15 protein-coding genes and 1 pseudogene are annotated in these 14,575 nt (G+C 65.9%); 11 read left to right on the top strand and 5 right to left on the bottom strand.

Annotated elements, in window-relative coordinates; translation table 11 throughout:
• Positions 1-38 precede the first annotated feature (38 nt).
• Both ACEN9J_RS37440 and ACEN9J_RS37435 read left to right on the top strand, forming a co-directional pair.
• On the top strand, positions 39-401 hold the full coding sequence (locus tag ACEN9J_RS37440; protein WP_057591444.1) for a PRC-barrel domain-containing protein: 363 nt from the start codon (positions 39-41) through the stop codon (positions 399-401).
• Positions 402-598: 197 nt separating this feature from the next.
• Positions 599-1,549: pseudogene (locus tag ACEN9J_RS37435) on the top strand (IS481 family transposase).
• Here ACEN9J_RS37435 and ACEN9J_RS37430 read toward each other — a convergent pair.
• The 3 genes from ACEN9J_RS37430 to ACEN9J_RS37420 all read right to left on the bottom strand — a co-directional run bounded on the left by ACEN9J_RS37430 (position 1,546) and on the right by ACEN9J_RS37420 (position 3,553).
• Positions 1,546-2,160 carry a UdgX family uracil-DNA binding protein gene (locus tag ACEN9J_RS37430; RefSeq protein WP_261212659.1) on the bottom strand — a complete coding sequence of 205 codons (615 nt, stop codon included), beginning with the start codon at positions 2,158-2,160 and terminating at the stop codon, positions 1,546-1,548. The pseudogene ACEN9J_RS37435 and the gene ACEN9J_RS37430 sit on opposite strands and share 4 nt — an antisense overlap.
• Before the next feature lie 40 nt (positions 2,161-2,200).
• Positions 2,201-2,983: an SDR family NAD(P)-dependent oxidoreductase gene (locus ACEN9J_RS37425; protein ID WP_413764912.1), complete on the bottom strand. Its 783-nt coding sequence runs from the start codon at positions 2,981-2,983 to the stop codon at positions 2,201-2,203.
• An 84-nt stretch (positions 2,984-3,067) separates the two neighbouring features.
• Positions 3,068-3,553 carry a DUF421 domain-containing protein gene (locus ACEN9J_RS37420; protein ID WP_413764911.1) on the bottom strand — a complete coding sequence of 162 codons (486 nt, stop codon included), beginning with the start codon at positions 3,551-3,553 and terminating at the stop codon, positions 3,068-3,070.
• Between the two features lie 222 nt (positions 3,554-3,775).
• On the opposite strand from ACEN9J_RS37420, the gene ACEN9J_RS37415 reads away from it, so the two are divergent.
• The 3 genes from ACEN9J_RS37415 to ACEN9J_RS37405 all read left to right on the top strand — a co-directional run bounded on the left by ACEN9J_RS37415 (position 3,776) and on the right by ACEN9J_RS37405 (position 5,183).
• Positions 3,776-4,399 (top strand): isochorismatase family cysteine hydrolase, encoded by a 624-nt coding sequence (locus ACEN9J_RS37415; RefSeq protein WP_413764910.1) that lies wholly within the window; start codon positions 3,776-3,778, stop codon positions 4,397-4,399.
• A 121-nt stretch (positions 4,400-4,520) separates the two neighbouring features.
• Entirely contained in the window at positions 4,521-4,799 is a 279-nt protein-coding gene (locus tag ACEN9J_RS37410; protein ID WP_261212656.1) for a hypothetical protein, read from the top strand.
• 111 nt (positions 4,800-4,910) lie between these two features.
• Entirely contained in the window at positions 4,911-5,183 is a 273-nt protein-coding gene (locus tag ACEN9J_RS37405) for a hypothetical protein (RefSeq protein WP_261212655.1), read from the top strand.
• Between the two features lie 137 nt (positions 5,184-5,320).
• Here the strand turns inward: ACEN9J_RS37405 and ACEN9J_RS37400 are convergent, their stop codons facing one another.
• Entirely contained in the window at positions 5,321-5,836 is a 516-nt protein-coding gene (locus ACEN9J_RS37400) for a fasciclin domain-containing protein (RefSeq protein WP_413765705.1), read from the bottom strand.
• Between the two features lie 652 nt (positions 5,837-6,488).
• On the opposite strand from ACEN9J_RS37400, the gene ACEN9J_RS37395 reads away from it, so the two are divergent.
• The 4 genes from ACEN9J_RS37395 to ACEN9J_RS37380 are packed head-to-tail and all read left to right on the top strand — an operon-like array spanning position 6,489 to position 10,653.
• Entirely contained in the window at positions 6,489-7,988 is a 1,500-nt protein-coding gene (locus ACEN9J_RS37395) for a DUF4331 domain-containing protein (RefSeq protein WP_413764909.1), read from the top strand.
• A 13-nt stretch (positions 7,989-8,001) separates the two neighbouring features.
• Complete coding sequence (locus tag ACEN9J_RS37390) at positions 8,002-8,286, top strand: hypothetical protein (RefSeq protein ID WP_057591434.1); 285 nt, start codon at positions 8,002-8,004, stop codon at positions 8,284-8,286.
• Positions 8,283-9,470, top strand: a complete 1,188-nt coding sequence (locus tag ACEN9J_RS37385; RefSeq protein WP_413764908.1) for a hypothetical protein — start codon at positions 8,283-8,285, stop codon at positions 9,468-9,470. Before ACEN9J_RS37390 ends, ACEN9J_RS37385 begins: the two co-directional genes overlap by 4 nt.
• On the top strand, positions 9,457-10,653 hold the full coding sequence (locus ACEN9J_RS37380; protein ID WP_413764907.1) for a HupE/UreJ family protein: 1,197 nt from the start codon (positions 9,457-9,459) through the stop codon (positions 10,651-10,653). Before ACEN9J_RS37385 ends, ACEN9J_RS37380 begins: the two co-directional genes overlap by 14 nt.
• A gap of 15 nt (positions 10,654-10,668) precedes the next feature.
• Here ACEN9J_RS37380 and ACEN9J_RS37375 read toward each other — a convergent pair whose 3' ends face one another.
• Positions 10,669-12,756: a TonB-dependent receptor gene (locus ACEN9J_RS37375; protein WP_413764906.1), complete on the bottom strand. Its 2,088-nt coding sequence runs from the start codon at positions 12,754-12,756 to the stop codon at positions 10,669-10,671.
• Between the two features lie 392 nt (positions 12,757-13,148).
• Between ACEN9J_RS37375 and ACEN9J_RS37370 the strand changes: the two genes are divergently transcribed.
• Positions 13,149-13,427, top strand: coding sequence for a hypothetical protein (locus ACEN9J_RS37370; protein ID WP_413765704.1), 279 nt, complete (start codon positions 13,149-13,151; stop codon positions 13,425-13,427).
• Positions 13,428-13,531: 104 nt separating this feature from the next.
• Complete coding sequence (locus tag ACEN9J_RS37365; RefSeq protein WP_261218025.1) at positions 13,532-14,296, top strand: sensor histidine kinase; 765 nt, start codon at positions 13,532-13,534, stop codon at positions 14,294-14,296.
• The last annotated feature ends 279 nt before the right edge of the window (positions 14,297-14,575 follow it).

The following is a 14,575-nucleotide window of genomic DNA, read 5'->3' as shown; positions in this document are numbered from 1 at the left end:
GGCGGCCTTTTTCCATCCCTTCCTCCCAGGAATTTCTCATGGCACTCACTTCAACCGGCACCCCCGTCTCCACCAGCAACGTCATCTCGTCGGAGCGCGTCGAGGGAACGGCCGTCTACAACACTGCGGGCGACAAGCTCGGCACCATTGATGACTTGATGATCGACAAGCTCAGTGGGCAGGTCCAGTACGCCGTCATGGAGTTTGGCGGTTTCCTGGGCATCGGGACGGACCGCTATCCGATTCCGTGGTCCGTCCTGAAGTACGACACCTCGCAAGGAGGCTATGTCGTGCCGATCGACAAGGCCGCGATCGAAGGTGCTCCGCGCTATGCCTCGGATCGCGTGCCGGATTACGACGACGTCTACAGCAGCTCGATCAACAAGTACTACGGTCTTTGAGCTGCGAGCGCGAAGGAAGCGACTGTGGCGTCTGATCCGAAGGTCATCGAAGGGATCGACGCTTGGTGGCGCGCGGCCAACTACCTGTCCGTGGGCTAGATGTGAAGGCCCAATAGGTTGTTTAAGGTGTTCACCCGGAGAAGTTTTGAGAGACTGGAAATTGCCAAACCCCCAATCCACTCAAGACCCCGACCCGGATGAACACCCATAAGAATGCCCGATTGACGTACCTGCGGCGCCTAAAGATGGTTCAAGACATCACTGAACGTGGCGTCAGTGCATCAGCTGCTGCCGCCTCGCACGGCGTCAGCGCCGTCACGGCCCGCATATGGCTGGCGCGCTACCTCGTCGATGGTGCGGCAGGCCTGCTGGACAAGTCTTCTCGCCCCGAGAAGTCGCCTCGCTCCATCGAACCTCATGTCGCTCTGGCCTTTGTCGAGTTGCGGCGCAAGTTCTTCTTGCAGGCACGCATCGCTTCCTACATGGGCGTATCCCGAGCCACCGTCAGTCGCGTGCTGCGTCGTGCCGGACTGTCGAGATTGAGTGACCTGCGCCCGGACGAGCCCGTGCAATGCTACGAGCGAGACAGCCCTGGCGAGCTGCTGCACATCGACATCAAGAAGCTGGGGCGCTTCGACAAGGTCGGCCACCGCATCACCGGCGACCGCACTCAGCGTGCGCGCAGCGTTGGCTGGGACTTCGTCTTCGTTGCCGTGGACGACCATAGCCGCCTGGCCTTTACGCAGGTGCATCCCGACGAGACCAAGTTCAGCGCCGAGGCGTTCTTGCGGGCCGCGGTAGACTACTTCGCAAGCATGGGTGTGCAGATCCAGCGGGTGTTGACCGACAACGGCATGCCGTTTCGCTCTGGGCTGTTCGCCGAAGCTTGCCTCTAGTTGGGCATCGGGCAGAAGTTCACCAGGGCGTACCGCCCGCAGACCAACGGCAAGGCCGAGCGCTTCATCCAGTCGGCCCTGCGTGAGTGGGCCTACGGGCACGTCTACGCGAACTCATACCAGCGCTGCGAGGCCCTGCCTGCGTGGAACCACTTCTACAACTGGCATCGGCCGCACTACGGCATCAACCTCGCCGTGCCCGTCTCACGTCTCTCGATGTCTCGAAAGAACCTCTTGACACTTCACACCTAGGCCTTGCGTGGCAACGCGATTCGGAGGTCCTCCAGCCAAGCCTTCCATGCGTCCTCGCACTGCGCGGGATCGCCGCGCAGCAGGGCCGAGGGATGGAGCGTCACCAGCACAGGCCTTCCAGCGGGATCCTCCTGCCATCGGCCTCGCTCGCGGGTCACTGCCACCGGGCGGCCCAGATGCGCGCGCGCGGCAGTCGCGCCGAGCGCGAGAAATGAGTGCGGACGTACCAGGTCGATCTCGTCCTCGAGCCAGTGGTGGCAGGTTGCCGCTTCGCGCTGTGCCGGTGTTTTGTGCAGACGGCGGTTGCCTCGTAACTCGAACTTGAAGTGCTTGACCGCGTTGGTGACGTAAAGTTGTTCTCTTCGCCAGCCCAGTTCCTCCAGTGCGCGATCGAAAAGCTTGCCTGCCGGACCCACAAAGGGGTGCCCGTCCCGGTCTTCCTTGTCGCCTGGCTGCTCGCCGACGACCATCACAGCAGGACGCGGCCTTTCCTCACCGCACACCGCTTGCGTGGCTCGGGCGCCAAGCGGGCATTCCCGGCAACGGTCCGTCGCGTGCTTCAAATCGGCGAGCGCCTTCCGGGCGTTCGCGATGGAGAGCCGTGTAGACATGGGGATGCGTTTTCCGGGATCGGTCGCGATCTGAGGCCCGTCACGCCATGTCGGGCTGCCCGTTTGAAGCCATGAGGCCACCGTCCACCGGCAGCGCCACGCCCGAGACGAAGCTCGCGTCGTCGCTGGCGAGGAAGGCCACCACCGCTGCAATCTCCGAGGGGTCGGCGCCGCGCCCCAAGGGAATGCGCTCGCGGAATTTCGCCATCAGCTTTCGATTGCTTTTCATGTCCTCGGTCATCGGCGTGAAGGTCAGGCTCGGGCAGACGGCGTTGACGCGCACCCCGTCCTTGCCATGGTCGAGCGCAAGCGCCTTGGTGAAGTTGACGATCGCGCCCTTCGATGCGTTGTAGAAGCCCATGCCCCAATCGCCGCCGAGTCCGGAGACCGAGCCCGTGTTGACGATGCAGCCGCGGCTGGCGATCAGGTGCGGCATCGCCGCGCGGCAGCCGTGGAACACGCCGCCGATGTTGGTCGCCATGGTCTTGCCCCAGCCATCAAACGGCGCCTCGGTCACGGTGCCCTCGACCGCGATGCCGGCATTGTTGAACAGCACGTGGAGCGCGCCAAAGCGCTTGACGGTGGCCGCGACCAATGCCTGCACCTGCTTGTAGCTCGACACGTCGGCGACCTTCACCAGCGTGCGCTCCGGCGGCAGGTCGGCGGCGACGCGCTCGAGCTTGGCCTTGGTGTCGCCGGCGAGCACGACGTGGGCGCCTTCCTGCGAGAAGCGACGAGCCGTAGCCTCGCCAATCCCGGAACCGGCGCCCGTGACGATGACGACGCGATCTGTGAAACGTTGCATGCTGCTGCTCCTGAACATGGAAGCGCCGCAGCTTGCGCAGGTGAACCGGCTCTCGATGTCGGCGCGCGGCGATTGCGTTGTCGGACGCCAGCCTGCGCACGTTCAACGCCGATACTTGAACACGCTCAGCTCTCCGCCGGGCTCCAACCGCGCAATGCGCACCTCGGAGAGATCAGAAACGCCTTTCTCGCGAAGCTTGGACATCAGTTCCTCCGTGGTGATGAGTTCGCGGCGCAGCGTCCGGTGCATGATCCGGCCGTGCTTGACCAGCGGCTCGGCCGGCGGCTCAAGAAGGCGTGAGACGGTCGGCGATCGATAGATGACCCAGTCGAGCGCGTAGTTCCACGCGATCAACGTCGAAATGAGCACGAGCCCATCGCCGATGGTCTTGTAGTCGCCTTGCATGGCATTGCTCGAAGCATCGGCGATCAACACGACGAAGAGCAGGTCCGCCACGCCCAACGACCCAACGTCGCGTCGCAGTAAGAAGCGGAACACGATCAGCAGAAACCAGTAAACGGCGGTACCTCGCAGCACCATTTGCCATGGCGGTGTCTCGAGACGCAGAAGATCCAGCAGCGAATCCATGAGTTCATCGCGGAAGAAGCTGAGGATGTTTACTCTCCGGGGAGGTTTCAGACGTTGCGTGTAGGCCGGTATGACGCGAGTGCGCCCGAATAATGAGGGGACCGAGCCGGATGCGATAACAGTGTCGGACGAAGCCGCTAATTGGGGTGTGGTGCGCTCGCGGCAGTCGCCTCGCAATGAAGAATGGCGATGCTCTTTCTTACCAAGCAGTGAGCTTTTGTCATGCCTTCACGATCCTCAGGCCTGCTCGCACCCGAGCGCGCGGCGGGCCAGACAGCACTTCTGATCATCGACATGATCAACTGCTGGGATTTTCCCGATGCTGAGAAGTTGCTGCCTTGCGCCGCGTCGATCGCACCGCGCATCGCAGCATTGAAGGCGCGATGCCGCCGGTCGGGTGTTCCCGTGATCTATGCGAACGACAACCGCGGCCGATGGCGATCGGACTTTCCAGCGTTGGCGCAGGAGGCGCTGCGCCAGGGTGGTCCAGGCGCGGAAATCGCAAGTGCCCTGAAGCCCGACGCCGACGACTACTTCGTGCTGAAGCCCAAGCAGTCGGCATTCTTCGGCACGCCGCTGGAACTGCTGCTGCAGCATTTGAAGGCGAGCCGCCTGATCCTGACCGGTGTCGCCAGCGACCAGTGCGTTCTCGTTACTGCGACCGAGGCCGGCATGCGCGATCTCGCGGTGGTGGTGCCGCGCGACTGCGTGGCATCCCAATCGACGGCCCGCAATGCGCTGGTGCTGCGGCAGATCGAGGAGTTTCAGAAGTTGCCGACCACGCCCAGTACGCGGTTGCGGCTGATCCCGCATGCGCGCCACCTGCAAGGACGCAGGCGAGACTGAGCTGCCCGTCTAGCAGCCGCCTGCCTGATTGATGGATTTGCTGGGAAGCAGTTCTTCGACGGGCAGCCTATAGCGCTCCTGTCTGACCGTCGCCGGCCGTTGCTCGCGGCACTATCGCCCCATGGCTCCGCTTCGCCACCTTGCCGTCACCGTCTTCCAGGCCAACGCTAACGCCTTTCGGTGGCGACTGGTGGAGCTCTTGCCAGATGGACAGTGGAGCGTCATCGAAGAGCAGGCTTCTACGGTGAAGAGCTACAGTGCCGCGATGGCGGCCGGTCTGGTTCGGTTGCAGGGTATGGTCGAAGACTTGAGTGTCGGACCACGCGAGGAAGAGGCGGATGCGCCTGCAGCAAAAGCGGCTTCGGGCATGTTCGGCTTTGGATTCGGTCTGCCGAAGTAGCCCGCTCCCCCGTCCGAGTGACTGCATTGGTACGCGTCGACGTCCGACAGGCAGCTCCTGCGCGAGATCGGAAGTTGGGTGCCTTCCAGCTATTCTCGAAAGGAAGCGACCATGAGACTTGAACAAGCCAGAAGCGACGAGCGCGACGGACGACGGGTCTTTCGCTGGGGTATCGGTGCAGTGATCGTGGTGGTCCTGCTGGTTGTCATCTACAACGTCATGTCCCACCGCCGCAATGACGCGGCACCCGCGGGTGGCCAGGGCATTACCCAGCCCGCGCCACAGTCGGCGCCAGCAAGCCCGAACGGTGGCGGTGCTGCAGGCGTTGGAGGGGTCACGGGCAATGGCGGTGACGGGGGGCAGAGCCAGACCGGTACGCAATAGCCCCGTGTGAGCCGGTGCTCCGCTCATGGGTCGCGCGTTTATTCGCCCGTAGTGGCGCGGCGCAATGCCGATCCTGCGCTACGCTGGTTCTTCCCACGAAGACGAGAGGCATGCGTTGCGGGCCTTTGATCGTCCCGTTACTTGGGGAGTAGCACTTTGTCGACGACGTGGATCACACCATTCGATTGGTAGACATCAGCGATCGTCACCGTGGCCGTGCCACCCTTCTCATCGGTGATCATGACCTTGCCACCTGCTGACTTGGCGATCAAGTTTCCGCCGGCGGCGGTCTTGAGTGTTGCCGAGCCATTGCCGTCCTTAATCATGTTCATCAGCGCTGCCGCGTCGAGCTTGCCGGGAACTACGTGGTACGTCAAAACCGTGGTGAGGGTACCTTTGTTCTCCGGTTTCAGAAGCGTATCGACGGTCCCGGCCGGAAGGGCCGCAAAGGCATTGTTGGTCGGTGCAAAGACAGTGAACGGTCCCGTACTCTTGAGCGTGTCCACCAATCCGGCAGCCTTGACGGCCGCGACAAGCGTGGTGTGATCCTTCGAGTTGACGGCGTTGTCCACGATGTCCTTGGCCGCGTACATGGGAGCACCGCCGACCATGACTTGTGCAGTCGCGACCGCGGCGGTTCCCAGCATCGCCATCGCGACAAGGCATGAGGAAAGCAGGCGGGGCAGGGTAAAAGAACGCATGAATAGCTCCTTGAAGGTGTTGGCCTGAGCAGACTGCAGCAGGTCACTCTTCTACGGATGCCCTGAAAAGGTGGATGAGGATGGTGAGCGCGCCGCATGGGCATGAATCCGGCATCGTGGCGACTGCGTAGCGCGAGCCTGTGCCCTTGGCACTGTCAAGTCCCGCGGTTAGTCCCAGCTGGCTGCTAGCCGGTTCGAACTTTTCCGACAGTACGCTTCTTCTTTTTCCGACGCCGTGGCCCATGACATCGCGCCATGCTTCTCGTACCCAAAAGTGTGACAGCTAACGGGCTTGCGCTCGGCTTCTGCCGGGCGCTTTTCTTTGTGCGGCCTGCGTGTGTCCACGAAGAAAAGAGGAACGACCGGCGGTTGCTGGCCTCCGGGATTTGCTTGGCGAAGCCGATGTGAATGGATTGAACTTGACGCGACGTAGCCTGCCTCTCGAGGCGCTTTGCCGGTGCATAGACGGCGCCCGGGCATGGTGAAAACCCTCGGTAAAAAAATCGCATCCGGTTGAACTTGCGGCCCGTACTCATCCAGAGCCGACGTTCGCGTCGGACGAGTCGTGCCTGCCGAATCCACCATTTACACCGAGGTGATGCCGATGAGATTCTCCCTACCGCCCGCAAGGGCCTGTGTCCTCGTGCTCAGTGCCGTGACCGCCGTGGGTGCCATCGCATCCAGCCACCGCGAGGCACCGTCGATCGCGGGCATGCCCAAGCTCGATGCCACCGACTTCTACATGTTCCGCAGCTACGAAGCCGGCCGCCAGGACTTCGTGACGCTGATCGCCAACTATCAGCCCGACCAGAGCCCGTACGGCGGCCCGAACTACTTCACCATGGACCCGAACGGCCTGTACGAGATCCACCTCGACACCGACGGCAACGCAGTCGAGGACATCACCTTCCAGTTCAGGTTCAAGAACACGCTGCGCGACATCCAGCTGCCGATCGCGGGCAAGCAGGTGTCGATCCCGCTGGTGCAGGCCGGCGGCATCAGCGCGCCGAACCAGGCCACGAGCAACCTGCGCGAGACCTACACGCTGAACATCGTGCGCGGCGACCGCCGCAAGGGCAAGGTGGAGGCCGTGACCAAGGCCGGCGGCGGCACCGAGTTCGACAAGCCCACCGACAACATCGGCGACAAGACCTTCGGCGGCCCGACCGGCTACGCCAGCTATGCCAACCAGCATCTCTACACGGTCAACATCCCGGGCTGCGCCACGCAGGGCCGCGTGTTCGTCGGCCAGCGCAAGGACCCGTTCAGCGTGGCCCTGGGCCAGGTGTTCGACCTGATCAACCTCAATCCGGTGGGCTCGAGCTCGGCCAACCCCGACGCGCTGGCCGGCAAGAACGTGACGACGCTGGCGCTCGAGGTGCCGATCTCGTGCATCACCACGGCCGGCCAGCCGATCGTGGGCGGCTGGACCACGGCCAGCGTGCGCCAGGGCCGACTGATCGCCAGCCCGCCCAAGAGCGGCCATGGCACGACCGCGATCAACGGCGGTGCCTGGGCCCAGGTCTCGCGCCTGGGCATGCCGCTGGTCAACGAGGTGGTGATCGGCCTGAAGGACAAGGATCGCTTCAACAGCTCCAAGCCGCAGGACGACGCGCAGTTCGCCGACTACGTGACCAACCCGACCCTGCCGGCGCTGGTGCAGACGCTGTTCCAGGCGCCCGCGCCCACGAACTTCCCGCGCACCGACCTGGTCGCGGCCTTCCTCACGGGCGTCGAGGGGGTGAACAAGCCGGCCAACGTCAAGGCCTCGGAGATGCTGCGGCTGAACACCTCGATCGCGCCCACGATCAAGGCGAACCAGAGCAACCTCGGCGTGCTCGGCAACGACCTCGCGGGCTTCCCGAACGGACGCCGGCCGGGCGACGACGTGGTCGATGCCGAACTGCGCGTGGCGATGGGCGTGCTGTGCGTGGCCACCGGTGCCAGCGACACGCTCAAGGTCGGCTGCAAGCCGGCCGACGCGCCCGCGGGTAGTGCCCCTCTGACCGACGGCGCGGCGCAGAGCCCCACGGAGTTCCCCGATGCCTTCCCGTACCTGAACACGCCGCTGCCGGGTTCGACCTCGGCCTCGGCCGCGCGCTGAGGAGGATGCCGGCATGAACCGCAACATTCCTCGCATCGCCGGCCTGCTGCTGGTGGCCGCTTTCCTCGCCGGCTGCGGCGGGGGCGGCGGCGGTGGCGCCGCGTTCTATCCGTTCCCGCCGGTGAGCGGCAACAACCCGCCCGAGAACCCGCCGCCGCAGGCCGACGCGTACGACAGCTTCATCGCCTACGTGCAGTCGCTGGTCGCCTCGGTGCTCGACACGGCGGAGCCGGCCAACGTGGCCGCCTTCGACCCGGCGCCGACGTCGGAGACCAAGGACCCCGTCGCCACGCAATGAGGCTGGCGCAGCGGTCCGCGGCGGCACTGCTCCTGTCGCTGGCCGCGGCCGGCGCCGCGCTCGCGGCGCCACGGGTGCCGGCCAGCGACGACGAGGTGGTCGAGAAGCTGCCCGCGATCGCCGGCTGGCTCGATGCGCAGCGCAAGCTGCGCCGCGAACTGGCGCAGCGGCCCGGCGACGAGGCCACCGCGATCGAGGCCGCGACCGCCTACCTCGACCTCGCGCGCTCGCAGGGCGACGCGCGCTACGCCGGCCAGGCCGCGGCCGCGTTGCAGGCCTGGGACGCCACGCCCATCGCCCGGACGCCGCCCGCGGTGCTCGTGATGCGCGCCACCGTGGCCCAGTTCCTGCACGATTTCGACGGCGCCGAGTCCCTCTTGAAGGCCGCGCTCGCGCGCCGGCCCGCCGATCCCCAGGGCTGGATCACGCTCGCGACCGTGCTGCGCGTGCGCGGGCGCTACGACGAATCCGATGCCGCCTGCCGCGCGCTGGGCCGCGTCGGCCCGGCGCTCTATGGCGTGGCCTGCCTCGCGGAGAACGCGGGCCTGCGCGGCAACCATGCCGCCGCGCGCGATGCATTGCGAGGCCTGCTGGCCGACCCCGCGCTGGCCGGCGCGCCGCAGGCCGCAACGCGGCAGTGGCTGTGGACCTCGATCGCCGAGATCGAGGAACTCGCGGGGCGGCCCGCCGAGGCGGATGCCGCCTACCGCAAGGCGCTCGCGGCCGAGCGCTCCGGCTATCTGCTGCTGGCGTACAGCGATTTCCTGCAGCGTGCCGGGCGGTCCGGCGAGATCCCGTCACTGCTCGCGAAGGAAGCGCGCAGCGATGCGGTGCTGCTGCGGCTGGCCATCGCGCGCACGCATCCGGACCCGCGGCCAGCGCCGCGTGCAGTGGCCCCCGAGGCCGAGGAACTGCGCGAACGCTTCAAGGCCGCGGCACTGCGCCCCGGCACCACCGCGCAGCATGCGCGCGAGGAGGCGATGTTCGCGCTCGATGTGCAGGGCGATGCGAAGCGCGCCGTCGAGCTGGCGCGCCTCAACCTGCGCCTGCAGCGCGAGCCGGTCGACCTGCTGGTGTTCGCGCGCGCGGCCTCGGCCGCCGGCGATGCGGCCGCGCGCGAGGAGGCGAGGGCGCTGATGCGCGAGATCGGACTGAAGGACGCCCGTGTCGATGCCATTCCCTGAGCCACGCCGCATCGGGCTGGCCTCCGCCTTGCTGTTCGTGCTGGCGCTGCTGCTGGCGCTCGCGCCGAGCGCCGCGCGCGCCCACAAGGCCAGCGATGCCTACCTGCAGATCCAGCGCGATGCCGAGGGCGTCGACCTGCGCTGGGACATCGCGCTGCGCGATCTCGACGCGACGCTCGAGCTCGACCGCGACGGCGACCGCCAACTGCGCTGGGGCGAGTTGCGCGCGCGGCTCGACGACATCCGCGCCTACGCGCTCGCGCGGCTCCAGCTGCAGCAGGGACGCTGCGCACTGGCCGAGACGCGGCCGCCGGCAGTCGAGGACCGCGTCGACGGTGCCTACCTCGTGCTGCAACTGCACGCGCGCTGCGATACGGGGCCCGCGCTAGAGATCGACTACCGGCTGTTTCGCGAGATCGATCCGACGCACCGGGGACTGCTGCGCTTGGCTTCGGACGGCGGCGCTTCGCCCGCCGTGCACTCGCTCGATCCCGCGGCCGGCAGCGTGACGTTGCCATGGCCGGGCGCGGCGGCGGGATCTTCCACGCCTGCCCCGAACGCCGAGAGCGACAGCCCCGGCTTCTTCCGCGACGGCATCCATCACATCCTGATCGGCTACGACCACATCCTGTTCCTGCTGTGCCTGTTGCTGCCCGCGGTACTGCTGCGGCGCGGCGATGGCGGCTGGACACCGGTGAGGCATTGGCGCGACGCGATCTGGCCGATGCTGGGCATCGTCACCATGTTCACCATCGCGCACTCGATCACGCTGGCGCTGGCCGGGCTCAAGATCGTGAGCCTGTCGCCGCGCATCGTCGAGCCGGGCATCGCGATCACGATCATCCTCGCGGCCGTGGACAACCTGCGGCCGCTGCTGCGTGGCCGGCGCAAGCTCTTCAGCTTCCTGTTCGGCCTGATCCATGGCTTCGGCTTCGCGGGCGCGCTCGGCGAACTCGAGCTGCCGCTGCGCGGCTTCGTGCTCGCGCTGCTGCAGTTCAACCTCGGCGTCGAAGCGGGCCAGCTCATGGTGGTGGCCGTGGCGCTGGTCGTGCTGCTGTCGCTGCGCGGCTGGCGCGGCTATGCGCCGGTGGTGCTGCGCGGCGGCTCGGTCGTGGCCGTGGCGGTGGCGGCCATCTGGTTCTGCGAGCGCGTGTTCGACGTGAAGATCCTGCCGTTCGCTTGAGCGGGGGCGTCCGATCTAGAAGGTCCAGCGCGCGCTGACCCGCGCGCTGCGCGGCTCCATCGGATGGATGTGGCGCCCATCGATGCCGTCGCCGCAGGCACCGCGCGCTACTTCGCCCGCGCTGCACGAGGCGTAGAAGTATTCGATGTCGTTGCCCTTGCGGCCCGCGAGGTTGAACACGTCGAGGCCCAAGGTGAGCTGCTTGTTCACTGCGTAGCGCGCGCCGAAGTTCAGCAGCGTGGTGGCGCGCGAGCGCACCGTGTTGAGCGTGTCGAGCGCGCGCGGGCCCATGTAGCGCAGGCGAAGCGAGGCCGTCAGCGGGCCTTCCGTGTAGATGACGCCCGCGGCGAACACGCGCTCCACCGCGTTGTCGATGTGGTTGCCTTCGCCCTCGGGCGCCAGGCCCCGGAAGCGCGCGCGCGAGATCGCCGCATCGGCCTCGAAGCGCCAGCGCGAACCGAGCTTCCAGCGCAGCGTGGCTTCGATGCCGCGGCGGCTGCTGGCGCGGCCGGGTTCGGTGGTGCCCGCATCGCCGACATAGACCAGCTCCGAGTCGAGCCGCAGCTGCCACAGCGCCGTGGTGAGGCTGAAGTCTTCATCGGGCTGGAAGCGCCAGCCGATCTCGGCGCCGCGCCCCTTCACGAGCGCGGGCACGCGCTCGGCGGGCAGGCCGCTCATCGGGTCGACGTTGATCGTCGCGCCGCGCACGTCGTTGCTGTGGAAGCCGGTGCCCAGGTTGAGATACAGCTCGTGGGCCGGTGTCACGGTGAAGGCCAGGCCGGCCTTGGGGCTCACGAGCGAATCGTGGCCGCGTCCGCTGTTGATCGGGCCGTAGAGCGGTTCGCGCCCCTGCACGCCGTAGCGCAGCAGGTCGCCGCGCAGGCCCACGTAGCCGCGCCAGCGCTCGCTGAGGTTCACGAGCTGCTGGGCGTGCACGGAGAACAGGTCCTGTTGCACCTTGTCGTTGCGTACGGTCGAGATCCGTTCGCGGGCCACGGTGTTGTAGAGCCCGACCTCGCCGATGCGGTCACCGCGCCAGCTGCCGCCGAAGCTCAACACGCCGTCCAGCCCGCCGATCTGATTTGGCCGGCTGTGCGTGCCCTGCAGCCCGAAGACCCGACGGCGGTCGGTCTGCTCGAACTGGTCGCCCTGCTCGGGGTTGTTGAGGAAATAGGTGAAGTCCGAGAACAGGCCGAAGCGGTAGTCGATGACATAGCCACTGAGTTGCGTCTGCCCCTCGGGGCTGTTGTCGAACCACTTGCCCGACAGGCTGATGCGCCGTGTCCTGCCGCCATCGGTGGTGTTGAGCGAGCCGAAGCGCGAGAGCTCGCCGCTGTCGACCAGGCGCTCGGGGATCTGGTCGGTCGAATTCCAGCGGCTCTGGTAGGCCATGGCCGTGAGGCTGAAGCCGCGCACCGGCGAGCCTTGCGAATAGCGCAGTACCGCGTTCAGCTTGCGCAGTCGCTCGGGCGTGTCCCAGGGTCCGTTGTTGCCTTCGAGCTCGATGGCACCGAGCCAGGTCTGGTCCTGCACGGTGCGCGAGCCTGCCGCGAGCAGGCGGCGGAAGTTGTTGGCGCCCAGCGTGACTTCGGTGAAGGGCGCGTCGAGCGCGCTCACGTAGTCGAGCGAGGCACTGCCCGCGAGCGCGAAGTCGCCGCCATCGGCGAAGTAGGGGCCCTTGCGGTAGCGCACGCCCGAGACCAGGTCGGGGATCAGGAAGTTGAGGTCCGCGAAGCCCTGGCCGTGGCCGTGCGAAGGCATGTTGACCGGCATGCCGTCGACCGTGACCGCGAAGTCGGTGCCGTGGTCGAGGTTGAAGCCGCGCAGGAAGTACTGGTTGGCCTTGCCGTCGCCCGAGTGCTGGGTGGCGACCACGCCCGGCACGGCCTCGACGATGTCGCCCGGGCGCAGTTTGGGGCGGGCCTGGAAAGAGGCTTTCTCCACCGCGCCTTCGCTCGCGCTGTCGGCCGTGCCGATGGCCGCGTCGCGCGGGCCGCTGACCTCGATCGGTGGCAGGTGCACGGGTTGGGACCAGGCCGCGGCGCTGCCGAGCAGGGCGCCGAACATCCAGGGTTGGCGCGCGAGGCGGATCGAAGCTTTCATGGGTCTCCCGCGTCTTCAAAGTTCTGGAGAAGCGGAATACCTCTCGCAGGGACGCCACGCTGATACGCAGAGAAACAATTTTCAGATTCGGCGGGAGAGAGACCATCGCTGCCAGGGTCTGGACGACACTCCGACGGTGTCGGCCCGCCGGTCGACCGCGCCGACACTCTGCGCGTGCTGCGCGGCGCCTACGCTATGGCGGTCCAGCGTAACATGCGGGTTTTGCATGGGCTTTGCTTGCAGCCCTGGACGTCGGCGTCGAGGCTGCTGAACGTTACTGTCCAGGAGAAGCAATGAATCCAAGTCCACAGGTCGAGCCACCGCGGGCCGGAAGCGGACACCCAGCCGATTCGCTGCCCCTCAATTAGGATGCGCCGTCCAAGTACCGAACTCTGGCCGAATTCATCGACGAAGGGTTCTGTGTCATTCGACCGATCTTCAACGACCAGGGAGTGGGGGTCGACTACACGTTCTTGGAAGTGAATCGGAGATTCGAGACGGAGACCGGGCTGCGCCAGGCAATCGGAAGGCGGATGTACGAGCTCGCGCCGGCACACGAACCGTTCTGGGCCGAACCTACGGACGCGTCGCGCAAACCGGGGTGCCGACCAGATTCGAGCATCAGGCAGAGGCACTGGACCGCTGGTATGACGTGTTCGCGTTCCGGGTAGGCCGCCCCATCGAACGGCAGGTTGCACTCTTGTTTCGAGACATCTCCCATGAAGTTCGGGCTCGGACTGCTGCGGGAAATGCGGCTCGGCGGAAGGACGAGTTCATGGCCATCCTCGCGCACGAACTACGCAATGCTCTTTCGCCCATGCGTCTCGCCGTCCGACTGGCTCGCATGGCGCCAGGCAAGGACGACGTGACCAGCGCTCTCGACATGATTGACCGGCAGATCACGCATCAGGAGGCGCTTATCACCGACCTCAGCGATCTCGGAGAGATCGCGCGCGGTGATCTCAAGCTTGGCATGACGCTGTGCGACCTAAGACAGGTCGTCGAGCTGGCATCAGACATGGTTAGAAATTCGATCGAGTCACGATCGCAGACCTACAAGAAGCATTTGCCCCATGAGAGTGTCATGGTCCGGGGTGACGTGCGCCGGTTGGTGCAAGCGGTTTCCAACCTGCTTCTCAACGCATCGAAATACACGCCCACAACTGGCAAGCTCGTAGCGAGCATCAGCGTTGAAGGAAGAGCCGCGGTCATAAAGGTCAAAGACAACGGGGCAGGCATTCCCGCCAACCGTCTCGCAGACATCTTCGACCTGTTCTCCCAGATCGATGCCACTCGGCACCGCTCGGAAGGAGGGCTTGGCATAGGTTTGGCCGTGGCTCGAAGCGTGGCTCAGCTTCACGGAGGAACCATTGAGGCGCACAGCAATGGTCCCGGAACGGGTAGCGAGTTCGCATCACCCTGCCTCTGGCGGAAGACCGCGCAATGCACCGAGCTGGCCGGACTTCAAGCCCAAATACAGCATTGTCTGCATGCATTTCCTGTGGGGATTTTGTGGGGATTTGCATCGCTCGCTGCTTGACAGCGAGAGAGTCGGCCTTGTAACTTCAGGTCGTCTCCTCAAGCAGCCTCGGCTGCACTTCGCCCGCCGGGCTCCCCCGCGCGGGTATTTTTGTCGAGCGCCAGGCAACGTCTGGTCTATGGCACCTAGATGGACTCTGTCGGACTCCTTCGCCTCTGAGACTGCGCGCTCAGCGCATGCCCATCCATCGGACACATAGGGGATGTTGCCGGGATTTCAGGTTGTACCTCGGAGGGGATCGCTCTGCACCTCATGCCCGTAGCTTGTCGTCGTCGAAAG

This window comes from Variovorax sp. Varisp41 (assembly GCF_047325085.1).
In the GTDB taxonomy this organism is placed as follows: domain Bacteria; phylum Pseudomonadota; class Gammaproteobacteria; order Burkholderiales; family Burkholderiaceae_C; genus Variovorax.
The sequence above is the reverse complement of the archived record's forward strand: the minus strand, read 5'-3'. Positions and strand labels throughout refer to the sequence as shown.

Bases quoted from the DNA above. Each gene is read 5' to 3' on its own strand.
- ACEN9J_RS37415 (WP_413764910.1), top strand. From the start codon at position 3,776: ATGCCTTCACGATCCTCAGGCCTGCTCGCACCCGAGCGCGCGGCGGGC.
- ACEN9J_RS37410 (WP_261212656.1), top strand. From the start codon at position 4,521: ATGGCTCCGCTTCGCCACCTTGCCGTCACCGTCTTCCAGGCCAACGCT.
- ACEN9J_RS37375 (WP_413764906.1), bottom strand. From the start codon at position 12,756: ATGAAAGCTTCGATCCGCCTCGCGCGCCAACCCTGGATGTTCGGCGCC.
- ACEN9J_RS37440 (WP_057591444.1), top strand. From the start codon at position 39: ATGGCACTCACTTCAACCGGCACCCCCGTCTCCACCAGCAACGTCATC.
- ACEN9J_RS37405 (WP_261212655.1), top strand. From the start codon at position 4,911: ATGAGACTTGAACAAGCCAGAAGCGACGAGCGCGACGGACGACGGGTC.
- ACEN9J_RS37365 (WP_261218025.1), top strand. From the start codon at position 13,532: ATGGCCATCCTCGCGCACGAACTACGCAATGCTCTTTCGCCCATGCGT.
- ACEN9J_RS37430 (WP_261212659.1), bottom strand. From the start codon at position 2,160: ATGTCTACACGGCTCTCCATCGCGAACGCCCGGAAGGCGCTCGCCGAT.
- ACEN9J_RS37400 (WP_413765705.1), bottom strand. From the start codon at position 5,836: ATGGCGATGCTGGGAACCGCCGCGGTCGCGACTGCACAAGTCATGGTC.
- ACEN9J_RS37395 (WP_413764909.1), top strand. From the start codon at position 6,489: ATGAGATTCTCCCTACCGCCCGCAAGGGCCTGTGTCCTCGTGCTCAGT.
- ACEN9J_RS37390 (WP_057591434.1), top strand. From the start codon at position 8,002: ATGAACCGCAACATTCCTCGCATCGCCGGCCTGCTGCTGGTGGCCGCT.
- ACEN9J_RS37425 (WP_413764912.1), bottom strand. From the start codon at position 2,983: ATGTTCAGGAGCAGCAGCATGCAACGTTTCACAGATCGCGTCGTCATC.
- ACEN9J_RS37420 (WP_413764911.1), bottom strand. From the start codon at position 3,553: ATGGATTCGCTGCTGGATCTTCTGCGTCTCGAGACACCGCCATGGCAA.
- ACEN9J_RS37380 (WP_413764907.1), top strand. From the start codon at position 9,457: ATGCCATTCCCTGAGCCACGCCGCATCGGGCTGGCCTCCGCCTTGCTG.
- ACEN9J_RS37385 (WP_413764908.1), top strand. From the start codon at position 8,283: ATGAGGCTGGCGCAGCGGTCCGCGGCGGCACTGCTCCTGTCGCTGGCC.